General features: G+C 44.2%; 15 protein-coding genes. 4 read left to right on the top strand and 11 right to left on the bottom strand.

Translation table 11 applies throughout. From position 1 onward, the window contains the following. Nucleotides 1-61 precede the first annotated feature (61 nt). Nucleotides 62-886, bottom strand: a complete 825-nt coding sequence (locus OO778_RS10295) for a DUF2797 domain-containing protein (protein WP_074191156.1) — start codon at nt 884-886, stop codon at nt 62-64. Nucleotides 887-1,222: 336 nt separating this feature from the next. On the opposite strand from OO778_RS10295, the gene OO778_RS10290 reads away from it, so the two are divergent. After that, nucleotides 1,223-2,560, top strand: coding sequence for a GGDEF domain-containing protein (locus OO778_RS10290; RefSeq protein WP_006742609.1), 1,338 nt, complete (start codon nt 1,223-1,225; stop codon nt 2,558-2,560). Nucleotides 2,561-2,701: 141 nt separating this feature from the next. Here the strand turns inward: OO778_RS10290 and OO778_RS10285 are convergent, their stop codons facing one another. The 3 genes from OO778_RS10285 to OO778_RS10275 all read right to left on the bottom strand — a co-directional run bounded on the left by OO778_RS10285 (nt 2,702) and on the right by OO778_RS10275 (nt 6,869). Then, the gene (locus OO778_RS10285; RefSeq protein ID WP_005395853.1) at nt 2,702-4,072 is read right to left on the bottom strand and encodes a DASS family sodium-coupled anion symporter; all 1,371 of its coding nucleotides are present in this window, start codon (nt 4,070-4,072) and stop codon (nt 2,702-2,704) included. A 219-nt stretch (nt 4,073-4,291) separates the two neighbouring features. Next, nucleotides 4,292-5,026: an ElyC/SanA/YdcF family protein gene (locus OO778_RS10280; protein ID WP_031780501.1), complete on the bottom strand. Its 735-nt coding sequence runs from the start codon at nt 5,024-5,026 to the stop codon at nt 4,292-4,294. 154 nt (nt 5,027-5,180) lie between these two features. Continuing rightward, on the bottom strand, nt 5,181-6,869 hold the full coding sequence (locus tag OO778_RS10275; protein ID WP_074191157.1) for an NAD-dependent malic enzyme: 1,689 nt from the start codon (nt 6,867-6,869) through the stop codon (nt 5,181-5,183). Nucleotides 6,870-7,082: 213 nt separating this feature from the next. Between OO778_RS10275 and OO778_RS10270 the strand changes: the two genes are divergently transcribed. The 3 genes from OO778_RS10270 to OO778_RS10260 all read left to right on the top strand — a co-directional run bounded on the left by OO778_RS10270 (nt 7,083) and on the right by OO778_RS10260 (nt 12,143). After that, on the top strand, nt 7,083-9,437 hold the full coding sequence (locus OO778_RS10270; protein ID WP_264909704.1) for a helicase-related protein: 2,355 nt from the start codon (nt 7,083-7,085) through the stop codon (nt 9,435-9,437). 288 nt (nt 9,438-9,725) lie between these two features. Next, entirely contained in the window at nt 9,726-10,103 is a 378-nt protein-coding gene (locus OO778_RS10265; RefSeq protein ID WP_005377965.1) for a hypothetical protein, read from the top strand. A gap of 366 nt (nt 10,104-10,469) precedes the next feature. Further along, entirely contained in the window at nt 10,470-12,143 is a 1,674-nt protein-coding gene (locus OO778_RS10260; RefSeq protein WP_256936196.1) for an alkaline phosphatase D family protein, read from the top strand. Nucleotides 12,144-12,222: 79 nt separating this feature from the next. Here OO778_RS10260 and OO778_RS10255 read toward each other — a convergent pair whose 3' ends face one another. The 7 genes from OO778_RS10255 to OO778_RS10225 form a co-directional block, all read right to left on the bottom strand. After that, nucleotides 12,223-13,326, bottom strand: coding sequence for a phosphoribosylaminoimidazolesuccinocarboxamide synthase (locus OO778_RS10255; RefSeq protein WP_256936197.1), 1,104 nt, complete (start codon nt 13,324-13,326; stop codon nt 12,223-12,225). A 203-nt stretch (nt 13,327-13,529) separates the two neighbouring features. Continuing rightward, on the bottom strand, nt 13,530-13,922 hold the full coding sequence (locus tag OO778_RS10250; protein ID WP_054576436.1) for a SulA-like leucine-rich domain-containing protein: 393 nt from the start codon (nt 13,920-13,922) through the stop codon (nt 13,530-13,532). A gap of 407 nt (nt 13,923-14,329) precedes the next feature. After that, on the bottom strand, nt 14,330-14,512 hold the full coding sequence (locus OO778_RS10245) for a hypothetical protein (RefSeq protein WP_074191160.1): 183 nt from the start codon (nt 14,510-14,512) through the stop codon (nt 14,330-14,332). Nucleotides 14,513-14,689: 177 nt separating this feature from the next. Next, nucleotides 14,690-15,667 carry a J domain-containing protein gene (locus OO778_RS10240; RefSeq protein WP_256936199.1) on the bottom strand — a complete coding sequence of 326 codons (978 nt, stop codon included), beginning with the start codon at nt 15,665-15,667 and terminating at the stop codon, nt 14,690-14,692. Between the two features lie 76 nt (nt 15,668-15,743). Further along, complete coding sequence (locus OO778_RS10235; protein WP_264911385.1) at nt 15,744-16,403, bottom strand: OmpA family protein; 660 nt, start codon at nt 16,401-16,403, stop codon at nt 15,744-15,746. 217 nt (nt 16,404-16,620) lie between these two features. Beyond that, the gene (locus tag OO778_RS10230) at nt 16,621-17,316 is read right to left on the bottom strand and encodes a DUF2786 domain-containing protein (protein WP_005395879.1); all 696 of its coding nucleotides are present in this window, start codon (nt 17,314-17,316) and stop codon (nt 16,621-16,623) included. 209 nt (nt 17,317-17,525) lie between these two features. Next, nucleotides 17,526-18,206 carry a DUF3334 family protein gene (locus OO778_RS10225; RefSeq protein WP_006742601.1) on the bottom strand — a complete coding sequence of 227 codons (681 nt, stop codon included), beginning with the start codon at nt 18,204-18,206 and terminating at the stop codon, nt 17,526-17,528. Between the last annotated feature and the right edge of the window lie 116 nt (nt 18,207-18,322).

Raw genomic sequence — 18,322 nt, 5'->3', positions numbered from 1 at the left:
AAAGCTCGAGTCAAACTCGAGCTTTTTCGTTTTTATTTCAATAAACCAGCCACATACGAAACTAGGCGCTTATTTCCACTTCATAGGAAGTGAATTTTCTTACGTTGATCACGCCAGTGTCAAAAATGAGGTATTGACCTTTGATGCCTTGCAAAGTGCCAGTAACAACCGGGTTTTTATCGAAATTATGCGAGGTGATCTTAGTTGGGTGCTGTTGCACCGGATAGCTAAGGTCGGTAATGCTTTCGCTTAATATTTCAATTGCATCTTCACCGAATTGCTGTTTTATCTCAGCAATCTTGTCTTCGACTAAAGGTAATAGCTCAGCAAAACGATCTTGCAGTGCCATTGGTTCACCATCGCCTTTCAGCAGTGTGCGCCAATTGGTTTTATCTGCGATGTGTTTCGCCAGTTCAACTTCAATTAATCCGGAGATATGTCGAGTTTTTACCTTAAAAATTGGCAAACCCTGAGTCGCACCTTGATCAATCCAACGAGTTGGGATTTGCGTATGACGAGTGATACCAACTTTTAAGCTGGATGTATTGGATAGGTAGACAAAGTGATCCACCATGCAGTTCTCTTCGCCCCATTGTGGCTCGCGACAAGTCCCTTGGTCGTAGTGGCAAGTCTCTGGCTTCATGATGCACATATCGCAGCTTGCTAGCTTTTTCATACAGACAAAACAATGGCCTTGCGAATAACTCTTTTTCGTTTTCTTACCACATGAGCAACAAAAAATATTGCCCGTGTGAGTCAGTGTGAGCGTTTTACCCAGAAACGGCGATAGATCAATTTCTTCCTCACCAACAGGTAGACGGTAACTGACAGCACCGTCCAGAGATGCACGCATTTTATTTAGCGTACCAGTTGCAATTAATGACATGACATTACTCATTATTGTGTTTTTGCACAGTATATCCGAAGTGGTGATGAGATGCAGGGTTGACAGGCACATTAAAGCGAAATGTATCGCTCTGAAATGTTATGCACTGGCCTTCATGGGTTAGGAAATACGGCTGTGAAATGCTTCGCAAATAACAAGTGAACCGCATTTTTGAGAGATTTAAAAACGTGATAACGGTTCAAAACACGTTACCATGTATCGAAAGTAAGAACGAAAGCTAAAAGTAATTTTGTTTCTTGATAAATGACTTTGTTTGAAGTTCGAAAAATCATTGAGTACATTGTGTTGTATATAAGCTGAGCAGGTCACTCGCCCATGAAGTGGATCCATAAATTTATCTTTGCCCTCTCTATTTGCACTATTAGTTTGGTTGCGCTTTATAGTGTTCTTGGCGATACACGAAAGCTGACCATTACACCAGAACATTTCAATATCTATGCGACTAAAGACGCCAGCGAAGGTGGCTTGAGTGAGGCTGATATTTTTTACGATAAGCAAAGCCTAGTTCTCAGCTGTGACTTAAAGCAAAGCTCGTATGCTTGGCCTTATTGCGGAATCTCTGTTTATACCGATTCCACAACGCCAACACAGGGGATTGACCTTTCCAATTACCATACGATTCGATTGAAAGTGAGATATGAAGAGGCGGGGGTGGGGCCCAATCCGAGCCATGATTTGCGTTTATATCTGCGCAACTATAACCCTGAGTATTCCAAACCAGACGACGAGTACACTATTAAATACAATGGCATGCAGTTTTCTCCGTCCGGTTCAAACGACATCATCGAAATTCCGATTAAAAATTTACAGGTGATGACGTGGTGGTTAGTAGACAACAAAGTTGCGATTGAACACTCTGCACCTGAATTTTCAAACATCACACGTATTGATATCGCGACCGGCTCTGGTGCGGCACTTGGCGAGCACAAAATTGTGATTGATAAAATTGAGTTTGAAGGCGCTTACCTTGCACAAGAAACGTTACTGTATGCGCTCTTACTCTCTTGGATGGCGCTTGGACTGGCATTTTCGCTGCACGAATTACGAAAAAATCGAGTCGCTTATGAAAAAGCGAAAAAACGTCATCGTCATTTAGAGAAGGTGAATGGTACGTTGCGAGCTCAAAACTATGAGTTTGCAGAGTTGGCGCATCGCGATGCGTTGACGGGAGCGATGAACCGTCACGCAGTGCAGCACTGGCTTGAGCAGCAATCACGGCAAGTTCGCTGGGGGCATAGTACATTCAGTATCCTTTATATGGATTTGGATAAATTTAAGAAGGTGAATGACAAATTTGGGCACCAAATGGGGGATGACATATTGCGCGAATTTGTCATGGTGGTGGCAAGTTCCATCTACCCAGATGACCGACTTGTTCGTTGGGGAGGAGAAGAATTTGTTGTATTTTGCCCTGACACCAATATTGATCAAGCTGTGAAGAAGTCGGAAATGATTCGCAAAAATGTGGAGAGTCATTTGTGGGTACACGGTGAATCATTAACATGCAGCATTGGCGTTGCCCAAATGCAAAATGAACGCGTCTCAGAAACCATGGCGAGAGCAGACGAAGTGCTTTACCAAGCGAAGCGCAATGGTCGCAACCGGGTCGAGGTTCATTATGGTTTGCTTGCCTGCGAAAAGAAGCAAGCCTAACGATTCGTCACTCAAAGGAATAAAAAAAGGTGGCCAACTGGCCACCAAGAGGGAAACTGCTGAACACCACTTAGGGGGAAGTTTGGGTCATCGATATGATTACCGTGAGCAGCAGTGTAGTGCTAATCGAACTTGCTGTTTTTACCAGAACAACCAAGCGAAAAGCGTTAGTGCAGCAATACAGGCAATGTTTAAGACGAAACCAATTCGCATCATTTCTTTTTGCTTGATATGACCCGTACCGAACACAATCGCGTTTGGAGGTGTTGCAACTGGTAACATAAATGCACAAGATGCAGCGACGGCAATCAATGCAGAGAGAATGACCGGAGACATGCCTAAGGCCTCTGCGATGGTTGCAAATACAGGGACCAGCAGTGCAGCACTAGCGGTGTTACTTGCAAACTCAGTCAAGAAGACAACAAAAGCAACCACTGCAAGAATCGTTAGAAGAATACCGGCTTGCTCAAGGAAGCCTGACAAGCTATGAGCCAAAAATACGCTTGTTCCGGTTGCTTTTAGGACGTTACTCAAACAGATGCCACCACCAAATAGGATTAACACACCCCAGTCGGTTGTTTTCTCAATATCTTTCCACTCTACAGCGCGAGAAGCCCCAAGCAGAAGGATCGCACCTATTGCTACAAGGGTATCGAACTTAGCGAAGCCACCCAGCATAGCGTTAATAGGCTTACTGAAAATCCACAACGTGACCGTCAGTAAGAAAATCGCCAGCGTAATCATTTTGCCGTTTGTCCACTCGACTGGTTGATGGTCAAGGTCAAACTTGTGGCTAAGGTCAGGCTTAGTCATGGTGTACAAAACGAGAATAGCGATTGGCATTAGTACTAATGAGATAGGCACACCGAGCTTCATCCACTCAGTAAAACTTAGGCCGACTTCAGCTGCTGCAATGGCGTTTGGTGGGCTACCAACCAGCGTTGCAATACCACCAATCGAAGCGCTGTAAGCGATGCCGAGCAGAACAAACAAAAAGGTGTTGTGGTTTTTCTTGGCGTCTAGCTTTGTCATCACACCCAGTACAAGGGGCAGCATCATAGCGGCAGTGGCGGTGTTTGAAATCCACATTGACAGGCCAGCACTCACACCAAATAGCATGAATACAGCGACAGACATTTTGCCTCGTGCGAGTAACAGCACTTTATCAGCAATAGCTTGGTCTAACTTCTGTTTATGCAAAGCTGCAGCAAGTGCAAAACCACCTAAGAATAGAAAGATGATGGAGTTGGAGAAGTTGTTCAGTGCGGTCTGAGTGTTAAACACGCCTAAAAATACCGCAAGTAATGGTATGAGTAGCGCGGTTATGCTGACGTGAATCGCTTCGGTTAGCCAAAGAATAGCAACAAAAACTAAGATGCTCAGGCCGGTTACTACTTGTGGCTCAAAGGGTAGGGTATTAAACAAGATAATGAACAATACGATATTCGCGTTCAAAATCATGCTGTTGCGAGTGAAGAACCAGTTCTTCAATGTCACAGCGAGTGCGGTCATGGGTAGTGCTCCTTTTGCATTGCCTTTTGTCGGTTTTTTTATGGCAAAGTAACTGACTTGTAGTTATTTATTGATTAAATGTTACTTGGAATGCAAAAAAGAGTTTTGCCTGAATCGTAGAGCAAATTAGAAAATGTGATGTTGAGAATTGGAAATGGGTAGAAAACTACCCATTTGTTTTATAGAAATGTTATTAGCCTTGTGAGCTGCGTGATTCCTCTATTCGACGGGAACTTGCAGAGGCTCATTAGAGATTTTTTCAGGCTCTTTTACTGCAACGATAGGCTCTTGAGGACCAAGAAACTTGGGCTGCGTATTAATAATGTAGAGGTCTAAAAAGGCTTTCACACGGGCGAGCAACTCTCGAATACGCATTGATGTTTTTTGTTTGTTTGTCGTAGGTCCTGCTACCGCAAGACACTGCGCATCAATGTTGTAAGCATCGGCAATAAACAGCGCTCGCTCACAATGAAAGCGCTGAGTCACAATCAGAAAGCGCTCCGAAGCAAAAATCTTTTTCGCCCTCACAATCGAATCTAGAGTACGAAAGCCAGCATAATCAAGGTGAATCACTTCCTCAGGCACGCCGGCTTTAAGTAAGTCGCGTTTCATCGTCCACGGTTCGTTGTAGGAGCGATGGGCGTTATCGCCACTCAATAAAAACTGTTTTACTTTGCCTTGGTTGTAAAGCTCAATCGCTGCATTAATGCGATGAGTGTAGTAAGTGTTGAGGATCTTACCGATGTATTTACTGGTACCGAGAACCACAGCAACCTCATGTTGAGGTATTTGTTCGTATTCAGTGAAAATGCTTTCTTTGGCTTGTAAAACCACCCACCGGTCGATGGCAATAACAGAAACAAGCAGACTAAGTACAGAGATCGACAAAATCAAAGCAAGTCGCTTCCAGGAAAATTTCAGCTTCCACTTTGATCTTATGCGAGAAAACAACAAAACGTTTTATATCCTTAACTAAAAATGTAGTTCTCATCATATCTGATAGAAACAAAAAGAGAGAAGCCCATTTATGCCAAAATCTGGTTAGGATGATAAAAAATTAAAAGCCCCTACATGGTAGGGGCTAATTATTAAACGAAATGTCTCAAGCTTAGAACGCAGTGCGTTTGTAACGACGGTAAACCGGCTGCCAGAACGATTGTTCAATCGCCACGTTCAATGCTTCATCAGTAATTTCTAACGCCACACCTTGCTCGATTGCCTTCTTACCAACAGCAAACGCGATCTTTTTCGATACCGAGTGGATCTCTTCCAACGGTGGAAGTAGCGCACCACGACCATTGATTGCTAAAGGTGAGCATGTTGCGAGCGCACGGCTTGATTCCATTAGCATCTCGTCGGTGACACGTTTTGCGTTTACAGCAAGTACACCAAGGCCAATGCCAGGGAAGATGTAGCTGTTGTTACATTGTGCAATAGGGTAAGTGCGACCTTCATGAACCACAGGCTCAAATGGGCTACCTGTTGCAACCAGTGCTTCACCATTTGTCCAACGAATGATGTCGTTCGGTGTTGCTTCTACGCGGCTTGTTGGGTTCGACAGTGGGAAGATAATCGGACGTTTACAGTGTTTATGCATTTCTTCGATGACTTCTTGGCTAAATAGGCCAGGAGCACCAGAAACGCCAATTAGTACCGTTGGTTTGGCGTTACGCATAACGTCGAGTAGTGAGAAGCCATTTCCTTCATTTTCCCACTCTTTCGTATTGATATGCTTTTGCACCAAGCGTTGTTGGAAATCAAGAAGGTTAGGCATGCCTTCTTGCAACAGACCCCAACGGTCAACCATGTAGACTTGTGAGCGAGCTTGCTCGTCAGAAATCCCTTCCGATACCATTTGTGCGATGATCGCTTCTGCGATACCGCAACCAGCAGAGCCAGCGCCCAAGAAGGTGATACGCTGTTTAGACAGCTGAGTGCCTGCTGCTTTACAGGCGGCAAGTAGAGAGCCAACAGTAACGGCCGCCGTGCCTTGAATATCATCATTGAAGCAGCACACGCGATCTTTGTAACGCTCAAGAAGAGGCATCGCATTTTTCTGAGCAAAGTCTTCGAACTGGATCAAGGCATCAGGCCAACGGCGCTGTACTGCTTGGATAAACTCTTCTACAAATGCATCGTATTCTGCACCTGTAATACGAGGGTGACGCCAACCCATGTACATCGGGTCAGCTAAACGTTGTGGGTTATTGGTACCCACATCAAGCACGATTGGTAGCGTGTAAGCAGGGCTGATACCACCACACGCGGTATAAAGTGACAGTTTACCAATAGGAATACCCATGCCGCCGATACCTTGGTCACCCAAGCCAAGGATACGTTCACCATCTGTCACAACAATCACTTTAACGTTGTGGTTTGCTGCATTATTCAGCAAGTCGTCAATACGGTCACGGTTCGGATATGAAATGAATAGACCACGACCACGGCGGTAAATGTTAGAGAAGTTTTCACATGCTGCGCCGACAGTTGGCGTGTAGATGATAGGCATCATCTCAGAAATGTGGTTTTGCACTAGGCGGTAATACAGTGTTTCGTTGGTGTCTTGGATATTACGCAGATAAATGTGTTTATCCATATCGCTTTCGAAACTCTTGTATTGCTGGTAGGCACGTTCCACCTGCTCTTGGATTGTTTCGGTAGACTCTGGAAGCAAGCCTTCTAAGTTGAATGAACTACGTTCTTCAGCAGAGAATGCACTGCCTTTGTTCAAAAGAGGGGTTGCTAAAAGAGCCGGACCCGCATATGGAATATATAGTGGGCGTTTATCGTTGTTCATTGGGTGCCTTATGTAGGGTTGAAGGATGCGCACCAAATTTTAACGGGTTCACCATTTAGTTGTAAACATGCGTTGATGCACATCAATGTAATGTCGCAAAAAAACTCATATACCGCCGAAAATATCGGCAATATTGGTTGTTTAGAGATACCTAAAGCAGGATTTTTTTACTTGGGTATAATGTTCTGCATCATCAAATCAAATCCAATTTCTATGTTTCAACTACCTATCGACAGCCTGCAAGCTGAGTTTGACCAACATGTGAACCAAAACCATCTCGTGGTGGAAGCCGAAACCGGGTCAGGTAAATCTACCCGTTTGCCTATGTGGGCGACAAAACACGGACGCGTGCTCGTTATTGAACCACGTCGAATTGCTTGTACCTCGCTGGCTGAATATCTTGCGGAGCAATCTGGTGAGCCAATAGGTCGCAAAGTCGGTTACGCGATCAAGCTTCATGCCTACTTTGATGAAAAAACCGAAGTTGTATTTGTGACTCCGGGAGTCGCACTGCGTTGGTTTGCGGAAAACAAGCTAGCAGGCTTCGATATCGTGATAGTGGACGAATTTCACGAGCGACGCTGGGATATTGATCTATTAACCGCAATTTTGAAGCAAGAAAATCAGCATCGGTTGATCGTCACTTCCGCTACGCTGGAGGGTGAAAAGCTAGCGCGTTACCTGAATGCGAAGCGTCTGCGATCTGAAGGGCGTTGCTTTCCAGTCACAGTGACACATCGTTCTTTAGACAGCCGTTATTTACCGAATAAGAAGGGATGTGAACAAGAGGTTGTCAGAGCGGTAAAAGAAGCATTGGAAGATGAAGATGGCGATATTCTTGTTTTCCTGCCTGGACGCAAAGAGATCACCCAATGTGCTCAGATGCTACAAAGTTGCGGCGATGTCATGGTGGTCAAACTTCATGCCTCGGTTAGTGATGAAGAACGGTACTGCGCGTTAACTACGCAAAAACAACGAAAAGTCGTATTGGCAACCAATGTTGCGGAAACCTCCTTAACGATACCTAACATCCGAGTTGTCATTGATAGCGGCTTAGAGCGTCGAACCATTCAACGTAACGGTCGCACAGCGTTAACGCTGACCCACATTTCTAAGGCCAGCGCCGCGCAGCGAATGGGGCGGGCGGGCCGTGTTGCTGAAGGGGCTTGTATTCGTCTATATGGTGAACACGCGCCTTTAGAATTAGTGACGCCTCCAGAATTGCACAGAGAAGAGCTCGTCGAGCCCATGCTGGCAGCGGCTTGTTGTGGATACCGTCTTTCAACATTCGATTTTCTCGACTCAATTCCTCCAAAGTTGCTAGAGGCATCTCATTCGACGTTGTTATCTATGGAAGCGATTGATGAGGATGGCAATGTCACGCAGCACGGTAGAAAAGTATACCCACTACCTATTGATGCACTGTTTGCCGATCTCGTTACCAGAATTCAAGCGAAGACAGAGAAGGAAGCAATGATTGACTTGGCAGCAGCATTATCTGTGCCTGCTCAACTCTATCAGCGACAAAGTGGTGAAGTCGCTGAGCTTCTATCTCAAGAGGAGCCATACGGATGTGATGCCTCTTTGCTGATCCGTTTGGTTCGGGGGGAGCGACTCCCTGGTATTGTCATTGATGCCAGCGCACTCGAAGAGGCACAAGGTTTAGCAAAACAAATGCGAGAAGTATTTGAATTACCGGAACTTGACGTTGCCTCTCGATATAAACGTGAAGCGCTCTTTTTCTCCATCGCCTCATTGCACCCTGAGCTTGTGTTTGTCCGACGAGCTCGTCGAAGAGATGCTCTAGGAAATGGCGTAGTCGAGATGCTGGTTGGGCGTAACAGCCGCTTTCTTGATAAAGAAGAAGCGGCCATCGTGCTAGATAGCCATAGCGTGCCAGGACGAGGCGTTAAGCAAACACTGAACCTCGCATCGGTCATGATGCCTATCCCGCTGACGTTGTTACGCGAACTTGAATTTGGGGAGTGGCAACAAGGTGAGACTAATTATGAAGAAGAGACGCCAAGAGCAACGATGCATTTGATCTACGCCGGACGAATAATCTGTACTGAACACCAAGCGTTACAAGGTGATGTTGCTGTTCAGTCTATTGTCGAAATGATAGAAGATGAGACACTGTTACCAGGTTTTGCTTCTCAAAGAAAACAACAAATCCAACACTGGAAACTCTACAACGCATTGGGCCTTAATGTCGAAGGAGAAGAGGTTAACGACTTGGCCTCCTTGACATTTTCTAGCTGGTTAAAGGATCAGTTGGAAACATTAGGCGTTGAAAATGTCGATGATATGGCGTTGTTTGAACCGGAAGACTTAACATTTAACGGTGTTCCAGAATGGGAATACGACGATTTCACGGAGCAGTACCCTTTAGAACTTTCGCTGCCAGAACTCCAACTGGATGTTGAGTATTACGCGTCTCGCAAGCTGGTACAGGTCGTTTATCGAGAGGGAAACCGTAAGGGGGACCCGAAGCGTTGGGAGTTGCCACGCTGGGCTGGTTGGAAGGTACAGTATAAAAAGGCCAGTCGAGTGATTGATGTGAAGTAGGTAGGCGGATGACGTTGTGACAAGAATTGATATTTTCTTGGTGAATCTATAATGATTTCATATTGATAGCGTTACTTACGTGTTGTTTTTAGTTTCTTAATTGAAATATTAATCAATTGAATGCTTATATATGGCGAAGCTGTACATCAGTTGTTACAAAGCTGGTTTTAATATTTCCTTTTGCATGTAAATTAGTGCATAAAAGACGAATGTTTTATATCCCATTGCTATATCAAAACAGTTGAACGATATTTGGTATATCTCATTTTCGAGTGTCGGGGGCATAGAATGGATCAACAAGGAAAGACGTGCATTGAATTCGACTACACTAGCTTTTTAGGGGCGACAGGTAGTAAAAAATGGACCTTTTTAGAGGCATTTGCCACCATCGCGCCTATTTTCGGTTTGATGTGGAAACAGAACATTGCGGAATTGAGCAAGCCTGAAGATCGGTTGTGGGATGCCGCATTAAAATCGATGTCTTCTCGTAAAAGTGATGAATCCAATTTGGTCCGCTTAACCCAGTTAGCTAAACATGAAGGGATCAATGAATTGCGAGTCGTTATGCCATATTCGCTCGATGTTCAGCAAATCGAGTACATAGAATCTCGCAGTCAGTTGAAAGTGGACACGTCAGAACAAGATGTTCTTAACATCAAGTTTTAAGCTGAGTATTTCCACTTCATCGATGTACTACTTAACAATAGTGCAATGAAAAGCGACCTCAAAGTAGGTCGCTTTTTTATTTTGAGGTTTTTGTCACAGGTCTTGGAAGTGTGATGAATATAGAGTATTTGCACTTAAATTAACAAAAATGTAACGTTTGGAAATGCAATTGTCATAACTAGCTTCTAACTTTGTGTTTTTAGGACAAATTACCGACTAAGTGGTTGGTACTGTAAGTTCGAATTAACGTCCCTTATTGGCACACAAGGATGATTGAGTCACCACGTCCCTTATTGGCACACAAGGATGATTGAGTCACCACGTCATTTGGGCATAAAAACAAACACAATAAGAAAGGAAGTCAATATGTCTTTGTCTCGTCGAGACTTTATGAAAGCTGCCTCTTCAACGGCGATTGTTACCGGACTGGTGGGCTGTGGTAGCGATGCTAGTGAATCTGTTGCGGTTACCTTTGAGCACGGAGTGGCGAGTGGAGATCCTACTCAAACACAAGTAATCATTTGGACTCGTGTTACGACCTCAGCAAGCTACGCAGATGTAAGCTGGCAAGTTTCATCTAACGAAAATTTTACTGATATCGTGCAAAGTGGCACTTTTGCCACAGACACGAGCCGAGATTTCACGGTAAAAGTCGATGTTCAAAATCTCAACGCAAATTCTCGCTACTACTATCGATTCATGGTTGGAGATGTCACTAGCGAAGTCGGGCAAACTCAAACATTACCAGAGGATGGTGTAGAAAAGGCATCCATGGCTGTTGTTTCTTGTGCAAACTATCCTGCAGGCTATTTCCATGTGTATCGAGAGATTTTAAATCAACATGAGCAAGACCCGTTTGATGTGGTGCTTCATCTCGGTGATTACATTTATGAGTATGGTGCTGGTGGCTACGCTAGTGAAGATGCTGAGGCACTAGGGCGAGAGCCAAGCAAAGGCACTGAATGTATTACCTTAGATGATTACCGAAAACGGTATGCGCAATATCGCCAAGATGCTGATCTGCAAGCGTTACATGCGAACCTACCAATGATTGCTGTCTGGGATGACCATGAGCTTGCAAATGATAGTTGGAAAAATGGTGCGGAAAACCATCAAGAAGAGGAGGGCAGCTTTAATGATCGTCGTGCAGCTGCGGCTGCCGCGTGGACAGAATGGTTGCCCGTTCGTGAAAACACTTTCTCAAACATGCTGATTTACCGTCAGTTTTCGTTTGGAAGTTTAGTCAATTTGATGATGCTCGATACGCGACTTGTGGGGCGTGATAAACCGTTGGATTACTTCTCGCTCAGCTCTCCAACGATGGAAGCGATTGGCGGTTTAGTTGCTCAGTCGCGCAGTGAAGACCGAGAGCTGTTAGGCGCTGACCAACTCGCTTGGCTGATGGATGCGTTCAGTACGCACGACGCAACTTGGAATGTGCTAGGGCAACAAGTGTTAATGTCTCGTATGGAGCTGCCAAGTTCGGTGATGACCGCTATGTTTCAATTGTTTACTGCCACTGAAGACCAAAAAACAGAGGCGTTATTAGCGGTAAACTCTGCGATTACGGGTTATCTCTCTGACCCAAGTTTAGATACCATTGCTTTGCCATATAACCTAGATGCATGGGATGGTTACTACGTTGAGCGAGAGAAAGTTTATCAACTGGCCAAAGCCAGCAGTGGTAACTTTGTCTGCTTGGCAGGAGATACGCACAACGCATGGGCAAGTGAGCTTAAAGACGTATCTAAGCATCCTATCGGGATAGAGTTTGCAACTAGCTCGGTGAGTTCCCCTGGGCTAGAGGCCTACCTAGCGTTAGATCCTGTTGCGATCGCTCAAATGGAATACACGTTGCCGCACTTAGTGTCAGAATTACAGTGGGCAGATATCAAGCAGCGTGGCTTTATGCGCGTTACTTTTACGCCCGACAAAGCAGAGTCGACCTGGTATTTCGTATCAACGATTAAAGACAAAACATATCAGGTGACGACCAAGTCAGCCTCCACAACTGATGGTACTACGTTAAATATCGGCTAAAATGAGCCTAATACGAAAAAAGTCCGCAGGCTATTGCGGACTTTTTATTGGAAAGCGTTTAGCTAATCTAGCGACAGTGCTAGTCAATCAATCCGTATTCTTTGCTCAGTACTTCGATGATTTCCGCTTTCGGATTCTCACTCAAATGAATCGGCTTTCCTGTAATCTTCTCGGCAATACCAATGTAGGTGCTCGAAATCGCCATCAAAGATTCGACGGGTAAAGCATTATCACGAGCGAGTGCTTCGCGCTCTGGCATACGTTCTTTGTTTAGCAAGATATCTGGGTCAGGGAAGTGGTTAAGTAGGAACTGGCGGAAACCTTCTTTTGAGTTCTCTACGATGTGACCTGCTTGGTATTCTTTAGCATCCCATATACGAGACGAGTCTGGTGTACCCACTTCATCCATGTAAATCAGCTTTTCATTGCTAGCAGCATCATGAACATAACCAAATTCGAATTTGGTATCGACAAAGATTTGGTCGATTTCTTCTAACGCTTGGCTGATAACGTTAAAGCCTTCTTTCAGCAGTTTTTCGTAGAGTGCGATATCGTCGGCACTTGAGAAGTTAAATGCTTCGTAGTTGTCTACGATGTTTTGACGAGTAATATTTACGTCATCCGCTTCTGGCACACCGGGAATGCCTTTTAGAATGCCTTTTGTGGATGGGGTCATTAGCAATTCTGGAAGTGCTTTGTCTTTTTCTAACCCTTCAGGAAGTTGGATTCCACAAAACTCTCGCTCGCCATTTGCGTAAGCGCGCCACATCGAACCCGTGATGTATTTGCGGCAGATGGCTTCGATTTTTACCGGTTTGGCTTTTTGTACAATCCAAACAAAAGGGTGAGGAATGTCTAGAATATGGCTATCTGCTAAGCCATTTTCTTTGAATAGTTTGAACCAGTGATTAGAAATCGCATTAAGCGCAGCCCCTTTACCCGGGACACCATTAAGACCACCTTCAGCATGCCAAATACAATCGAATGCAGAGATTCGGTCGCTAATCACCATGATAGCCAAAGGCGCATCTGGAGCGACATCGTATCCTTTTTCTTTGATCAGTCGGGCGCTGTCGTCTTCAGTTAACCAGTAAACTGAACGAACTTTTCCGCTATGAACGGGTTTATGGGTGCGAATTGGCAGGTCGTCATTGACGGCAAGTACTTGATTAGCAAGGCTCATTGCGACATTCCTATCATCTTAATCAAACGTCAGAAAGAGAAGATATTCAGCAAAGTTTGGGCGCTGAATAAATCGAATGTGGGCATCATACCAGAACTATTTTAACTCGCCAGAGAAAAAGCAAACGTTTGCTTGTTTTCTTTAATACAAAAAAAGCCCCCTTAAAAAGGAGGCGAGATGCAGGATGGATAACGTCGAACTTATTAGTGGTACTTATTAACTCTGCCTTCGACGAAAAAGACTTCACACTGATAGCGCTGCGCCACGTCGCGCAACATAGATTGATTCATAAGTGCAATTTTATTGGATGCGACAACAGCACTGGCATTACCTGATCGGATGGCTTTGATCACGATCTCGACTTCTGAAAGCTGTTGAGAGGGCTTCATTTGAATAACGTTTTTACAGCAAATATTAGAAGCAGTGAGTTGTTCAAAGTCTGGACGAGGGCAGTCTGCTGTAAACAAAATCCATTGTTTCTGCTGCGATAAAACAGCCAGCTTAGATAGAAGCTGATCCGAAACGGCCATGGGCTGAGTTGCTTGTGCCAATACGTTGTAACGAGAGTATGTATGAGATTGACTTTGTAACTGCATCTTACTGTTCCTTTATACATGCTGTATGTGCATACAGTAGTTTGTTTTGGCGACCTGATCAACCAGTTTCTCAAAAGTTATTTGCGGTTTTTTGAGAAGGAAATAAAATAATTTTGTTCTAAGTGGTTGAATTTATTTGGTTGTTTTTCATTTTTGATATGTCTAACATCAATTTAAAAATGTGAGGTGAGTAGAAAGTTGGACGAGAGACATACAGGGGTTTACTACTGTATATACAGGTGTTGTTTCATGGACAATGGTTTGTATACAGTGGGAGAGGGCTGATGATGCGACATGCTGTGTAGGATAGGAGGGAATACGAGATAGATATTGGAAATAGGCTTGGGCGATCAAAAAAGCGCCTTAAAAGGCGCCTTTGAAAATCAGTTCCATTGATTCCGTCTTGCTTAGCTCGCTCGTTGCAAGCGTTCGCGCATTTGCAATTCGCCTTGGTTAAATAGGCGCACGTCGATTTTTGCCATGTCGTAACAAGCTTTACATGAGTAGTGGTGCTTGCCATCTAAATAATCGTGACGAGTTACAAGACTAGGTTTTTTACACCAATCACAGGTGCCTTCTTCATTGAACATTGATTTTCTCCCCACCTAGATTAATTTGAGTCGTTAGGTGTTATTTTGCGCCGGGCATTATGGCATAAAAGCGAGACTTAAGTTAAATGTCTGTTAATTTCTTTGAGAGGGAGATCGATTGCGGTGTTTGATTATATGGGAATAAAAGCATGGCAGCCAAAGTATTCTGACCTATTTTTACTGTTTTGTAACATTTTGTGAAACGAGCTTAAAGGCATGATTGAGTCGCTTCATTTCTTCTTCACTGCCCCTTGTGTCAGGATGATAAAGCTTTGATAATTGTCTATAGCGTAGCTTTATTGCTTGTAAATCAGGGATGTGTTGTGGTGTGTAGCCAAACATGGCGCATGCGACGCTTAGCTTATGGTTCTCTGCCTGGGTTTTGGATTTCTTAAATTCTTTGAATACTTTCTCTAGCTGGCGTTTCAGTTGCTTGTTCGTAAACTCTAGCTCTTTAACTTTTGCCGCCATTCGCTGATTTTGGTTTTCCTCTTTGGCTTCAAGCGCTTTTCTATTCTGCTTATGTTTCTTGATTACGAGGAAGCTTAAGCCGCTGATGATGAGTATCGCCGCTAGCCAGATCAGCCATAAAAATTGCGAGTATTCTACGTTGGGTTTTGCAATTGTTGTGCTTTTCTCTTCTTGTGTTTGCTCCGCCTTTTTATCGAGCGACTTTATTTGTGAGACTTGTTTAGCTCGCAGTTGATTGAAGCGCTGCTCTAACAGTTGATTATAAGCCTGTTCTGCTGCTGGATTATGCTGAGAAGCCATTTGATACAAGGCTTCAGTCAATTGAGAAGTTGTGACCTTATCTTGATTGCGCTGAATAAAGTTAGCGAGAAGAAAGCCCCGATCGGTTGGATCATTGAGTGCGATAGAGGTTAGCCAATATAACGCTTGTGTTTCATTTTTTTCGCCATTTATCCCTTTAGCAAAGTCGTTCGCGAGCTGTTTTTGCGCAGGGAGGTAACCTTGGTTGGCGGATTGCTCTAGCCAGTAACGCGTTTCTGGTGAGGCTTCAGCTTTGTTTGATGCCAATAATTGCTGTGCATACTCATATTGTTCTATGGGGTCATTTGGAGCCTGAGAGGCAAGCAGGTAACCAGAAAAGCTGAGGCTAAATAAGCAGAGTAGGGCAGACGTTTTGACAGACATTGATATGTCAGGCCTAACGATTATGGTTAGGCCTGCTCCGGTAATTTTTTATTATTACCGCTATGGTGCAACCAAATTACTTCAGTGGCAAGATCTGGATTTCAACACGACGGTTGCACGCACGACCTTCAGAAGTTTGGTTTGAGCAAATTGGGTTACGTTCGCCGTAGCCACGTGCAATTGCACGACCAGGTGCAACGTTTTGAGATACTAGGAATTGACGTACGGACTCTGCACGACGCTCAGACAACGTTTGGTTGTATGACTCACTGCCCGAGCTATCAGTGTAACCGTCGATAACAAGGCTGGTATCTGGGTATTCAACCAAGATGCGAGCAACACCGCGTAGAGTATTATGAATGCTAGCATCAAGCTGGTAAGAGCTTGAAGAGAAGCCGATACCATTTTCCATACGCAGTAAAAGCTGGTTCTCACCAACACGCTGAACCTGTACACCAGAGTTTAGCAAAGCGCGACGCAATTCTGCTTCTTGTTGGTCAAAGTAGTAACCAACGCCAGCGCCAGTCGCACCGCCTGCGGCCGCACCAATGAGCGCATGCTGACGACGTTCTTTAGCGTCATCGCCCGTTGCTAGACCGATTGCTGCACCAGCGATAGCACCAATAAGCGCGCCTTGCGTGGTTGAGTTAGTTTCGTATTCACCCGTTGTTGCATTTTGGCGTTGAGTGGCTTGACAGCCAGTAAGAGCTAGCACTAGAGCTAGTGCAATAGGCATCTTTTTCAAGGGAAAATCTCCGTATAAAACTGAGGCGAAACCATGCCTCATAATGGGATGCGAATTATGAATAAGTAAGCATTGATATTTGTTATGAGAAAGTAAGATTGATAAGAGTTTCTGTAAGAAAATTCTTATCGTTACTATCACAACTTCAAAAAGTAGGTCCCAATAACATTGGAATATTGGAACCTACGTCAATCAATTGCTGCTCTGGTTATTTCGATGGATTGCCCAACATTTTACGCGCTTGCTCGCCGCCAACACCACGGTTAACGGAGACTCTTCTACCTTTTTTCAAGCCCACTTCGTAGTCTTCGGTTAGGTTTTTCATCGCTTCTTTCAGTTGCTTCTTGAAGGTTTCGCGGTCAATGTTTTGGAATTCTTTATCAATATAATCATTGATTTTGTTGGCCGACTCTTCGTCTGGGGAAATGACTGGAAGTTTCTCTATCGCGCCCTCTACCCAACCAGATACAAATGAGTTCACGCGGCGAGTCACCTCTTGAGAAGAGGTGCCCGTACCTGCGAAGCTGTTTCGGAATTGTCCGGTACTTTCGTTCATCTCGCGATAAATAATATCGAAAGCAAATGCAGCAAAAATCGCGCGATCTGCTTCACCGATAAACTCGACACGTTTGAGCCCTTTGTGATTCAACAACACCGCTTCAACACCGAATTTAGTGTTAATGCCGCGAATCACTCGCAATATGGTAGAACTGATATTCGCTGGTAGTAGGTGGGAAGATTGTGTTTTCCCCATTCTGATAAACTCAATATCGTCTTTATCCAGACCATATTTGAGCATGAGGCGATGTGCCATTTTGATAGCATTGGCAGCCTCATTAACATTAGCGGAATTGCCCAGTTCTAAGCACTTGGCGATTTTTTTCAGAGCTTTTTGTTTATCCATCGACAACCAGTAACGAAAGCAGAAAATTTATGAAGTCAGACATATTACCTTTTTTGACATAAAAACGAAATACAAGGTGGGAGTGAAGGTGGTTTATGGACATAAAAAGAAGCCCCGCGGAAGGCGAGGCTAGGCGTTTTAGTTCGTCATAATCAGTATGAAGTCGTACTTGTGTCTAAGAAGCCATTCTTCATTAAGATTAGTTGGAATTACAACCCGAGCTGGTTGAGTAAATCATCGGCGTCATCGTTCGAACTCGACGATTTAGATTCTTTCTCAGCCATATTTTTACGTGTTGCTTCTAAAATATCGTCTGGATTTTCGTCTTCTGCGATTTCAAACTCTTCTAGTTGGATGAACTCAGTTTTGTCCATTGCCAACTCTAGGTAGAAAATGTTGTTATTTTCGGTGGAGAACGTCACTCGGCGAGCTTGAGGGCGGTCAAGGTTGGTGTCAACTTGTAAGATGACTTGCTTATTCAGCGCCATCATTTTTGGCTGGTTTTGTGTGATGTTCGTTTGCAGCTCTTTACGAATTTTATTGGTGAAATCTCCAACCAGTTGGTTCATTAGCTCACCCAGAACATCTCCCACCTCGTCAGAAGTATGAGATATTGCCAGTTCTTCTTCTGGCATACCCATATTACGCATGTAGTTGGTGTAGATCTCTAATGCGGCTTTTGCCGTAAAGTTAATTACGACCAGCCCGGTAAACCCGCCATCAAACAGAACAAAACAGCCAAAATCTGGCTTGAGGCTAGTCTTGTGGATTTTTTGCACCATTGCAGAGTAATTTACTTGAGAAGATGTCGCCGAAGTAAGGACGCCAGAAACAGACTGGCAAAGTTTGAGAAGGATATCTTCAGTGGTCACAATTTTATTTTTTTTCATTCTGAAAACTCATCTAGAAACGCGATTCGTTCCCCAATGTAAGGCATCAAGCGTGAAAAAATAAAGCATAAGTTTAATTATTGTATCGAGATTCTGATTTGCTCGTCTTTTTAAAT

Source organism: Vibrio sp. STUT-A16, assembly GCF_026000495.1.
In the GTDB taxonomy this organism is placed as follows: domain Bacteria; phylum Pseudomonadota; class Gammaproteobacteria; order Enterobacterales; family Vibrionaceae; genus Vibrio; species Vibrio diabolicus.
The sequence above is the reverse complement of the archived record's forward strand: the minus strand, read 5'-3'. Positions and strand labels throughout refer to the sequence as shown.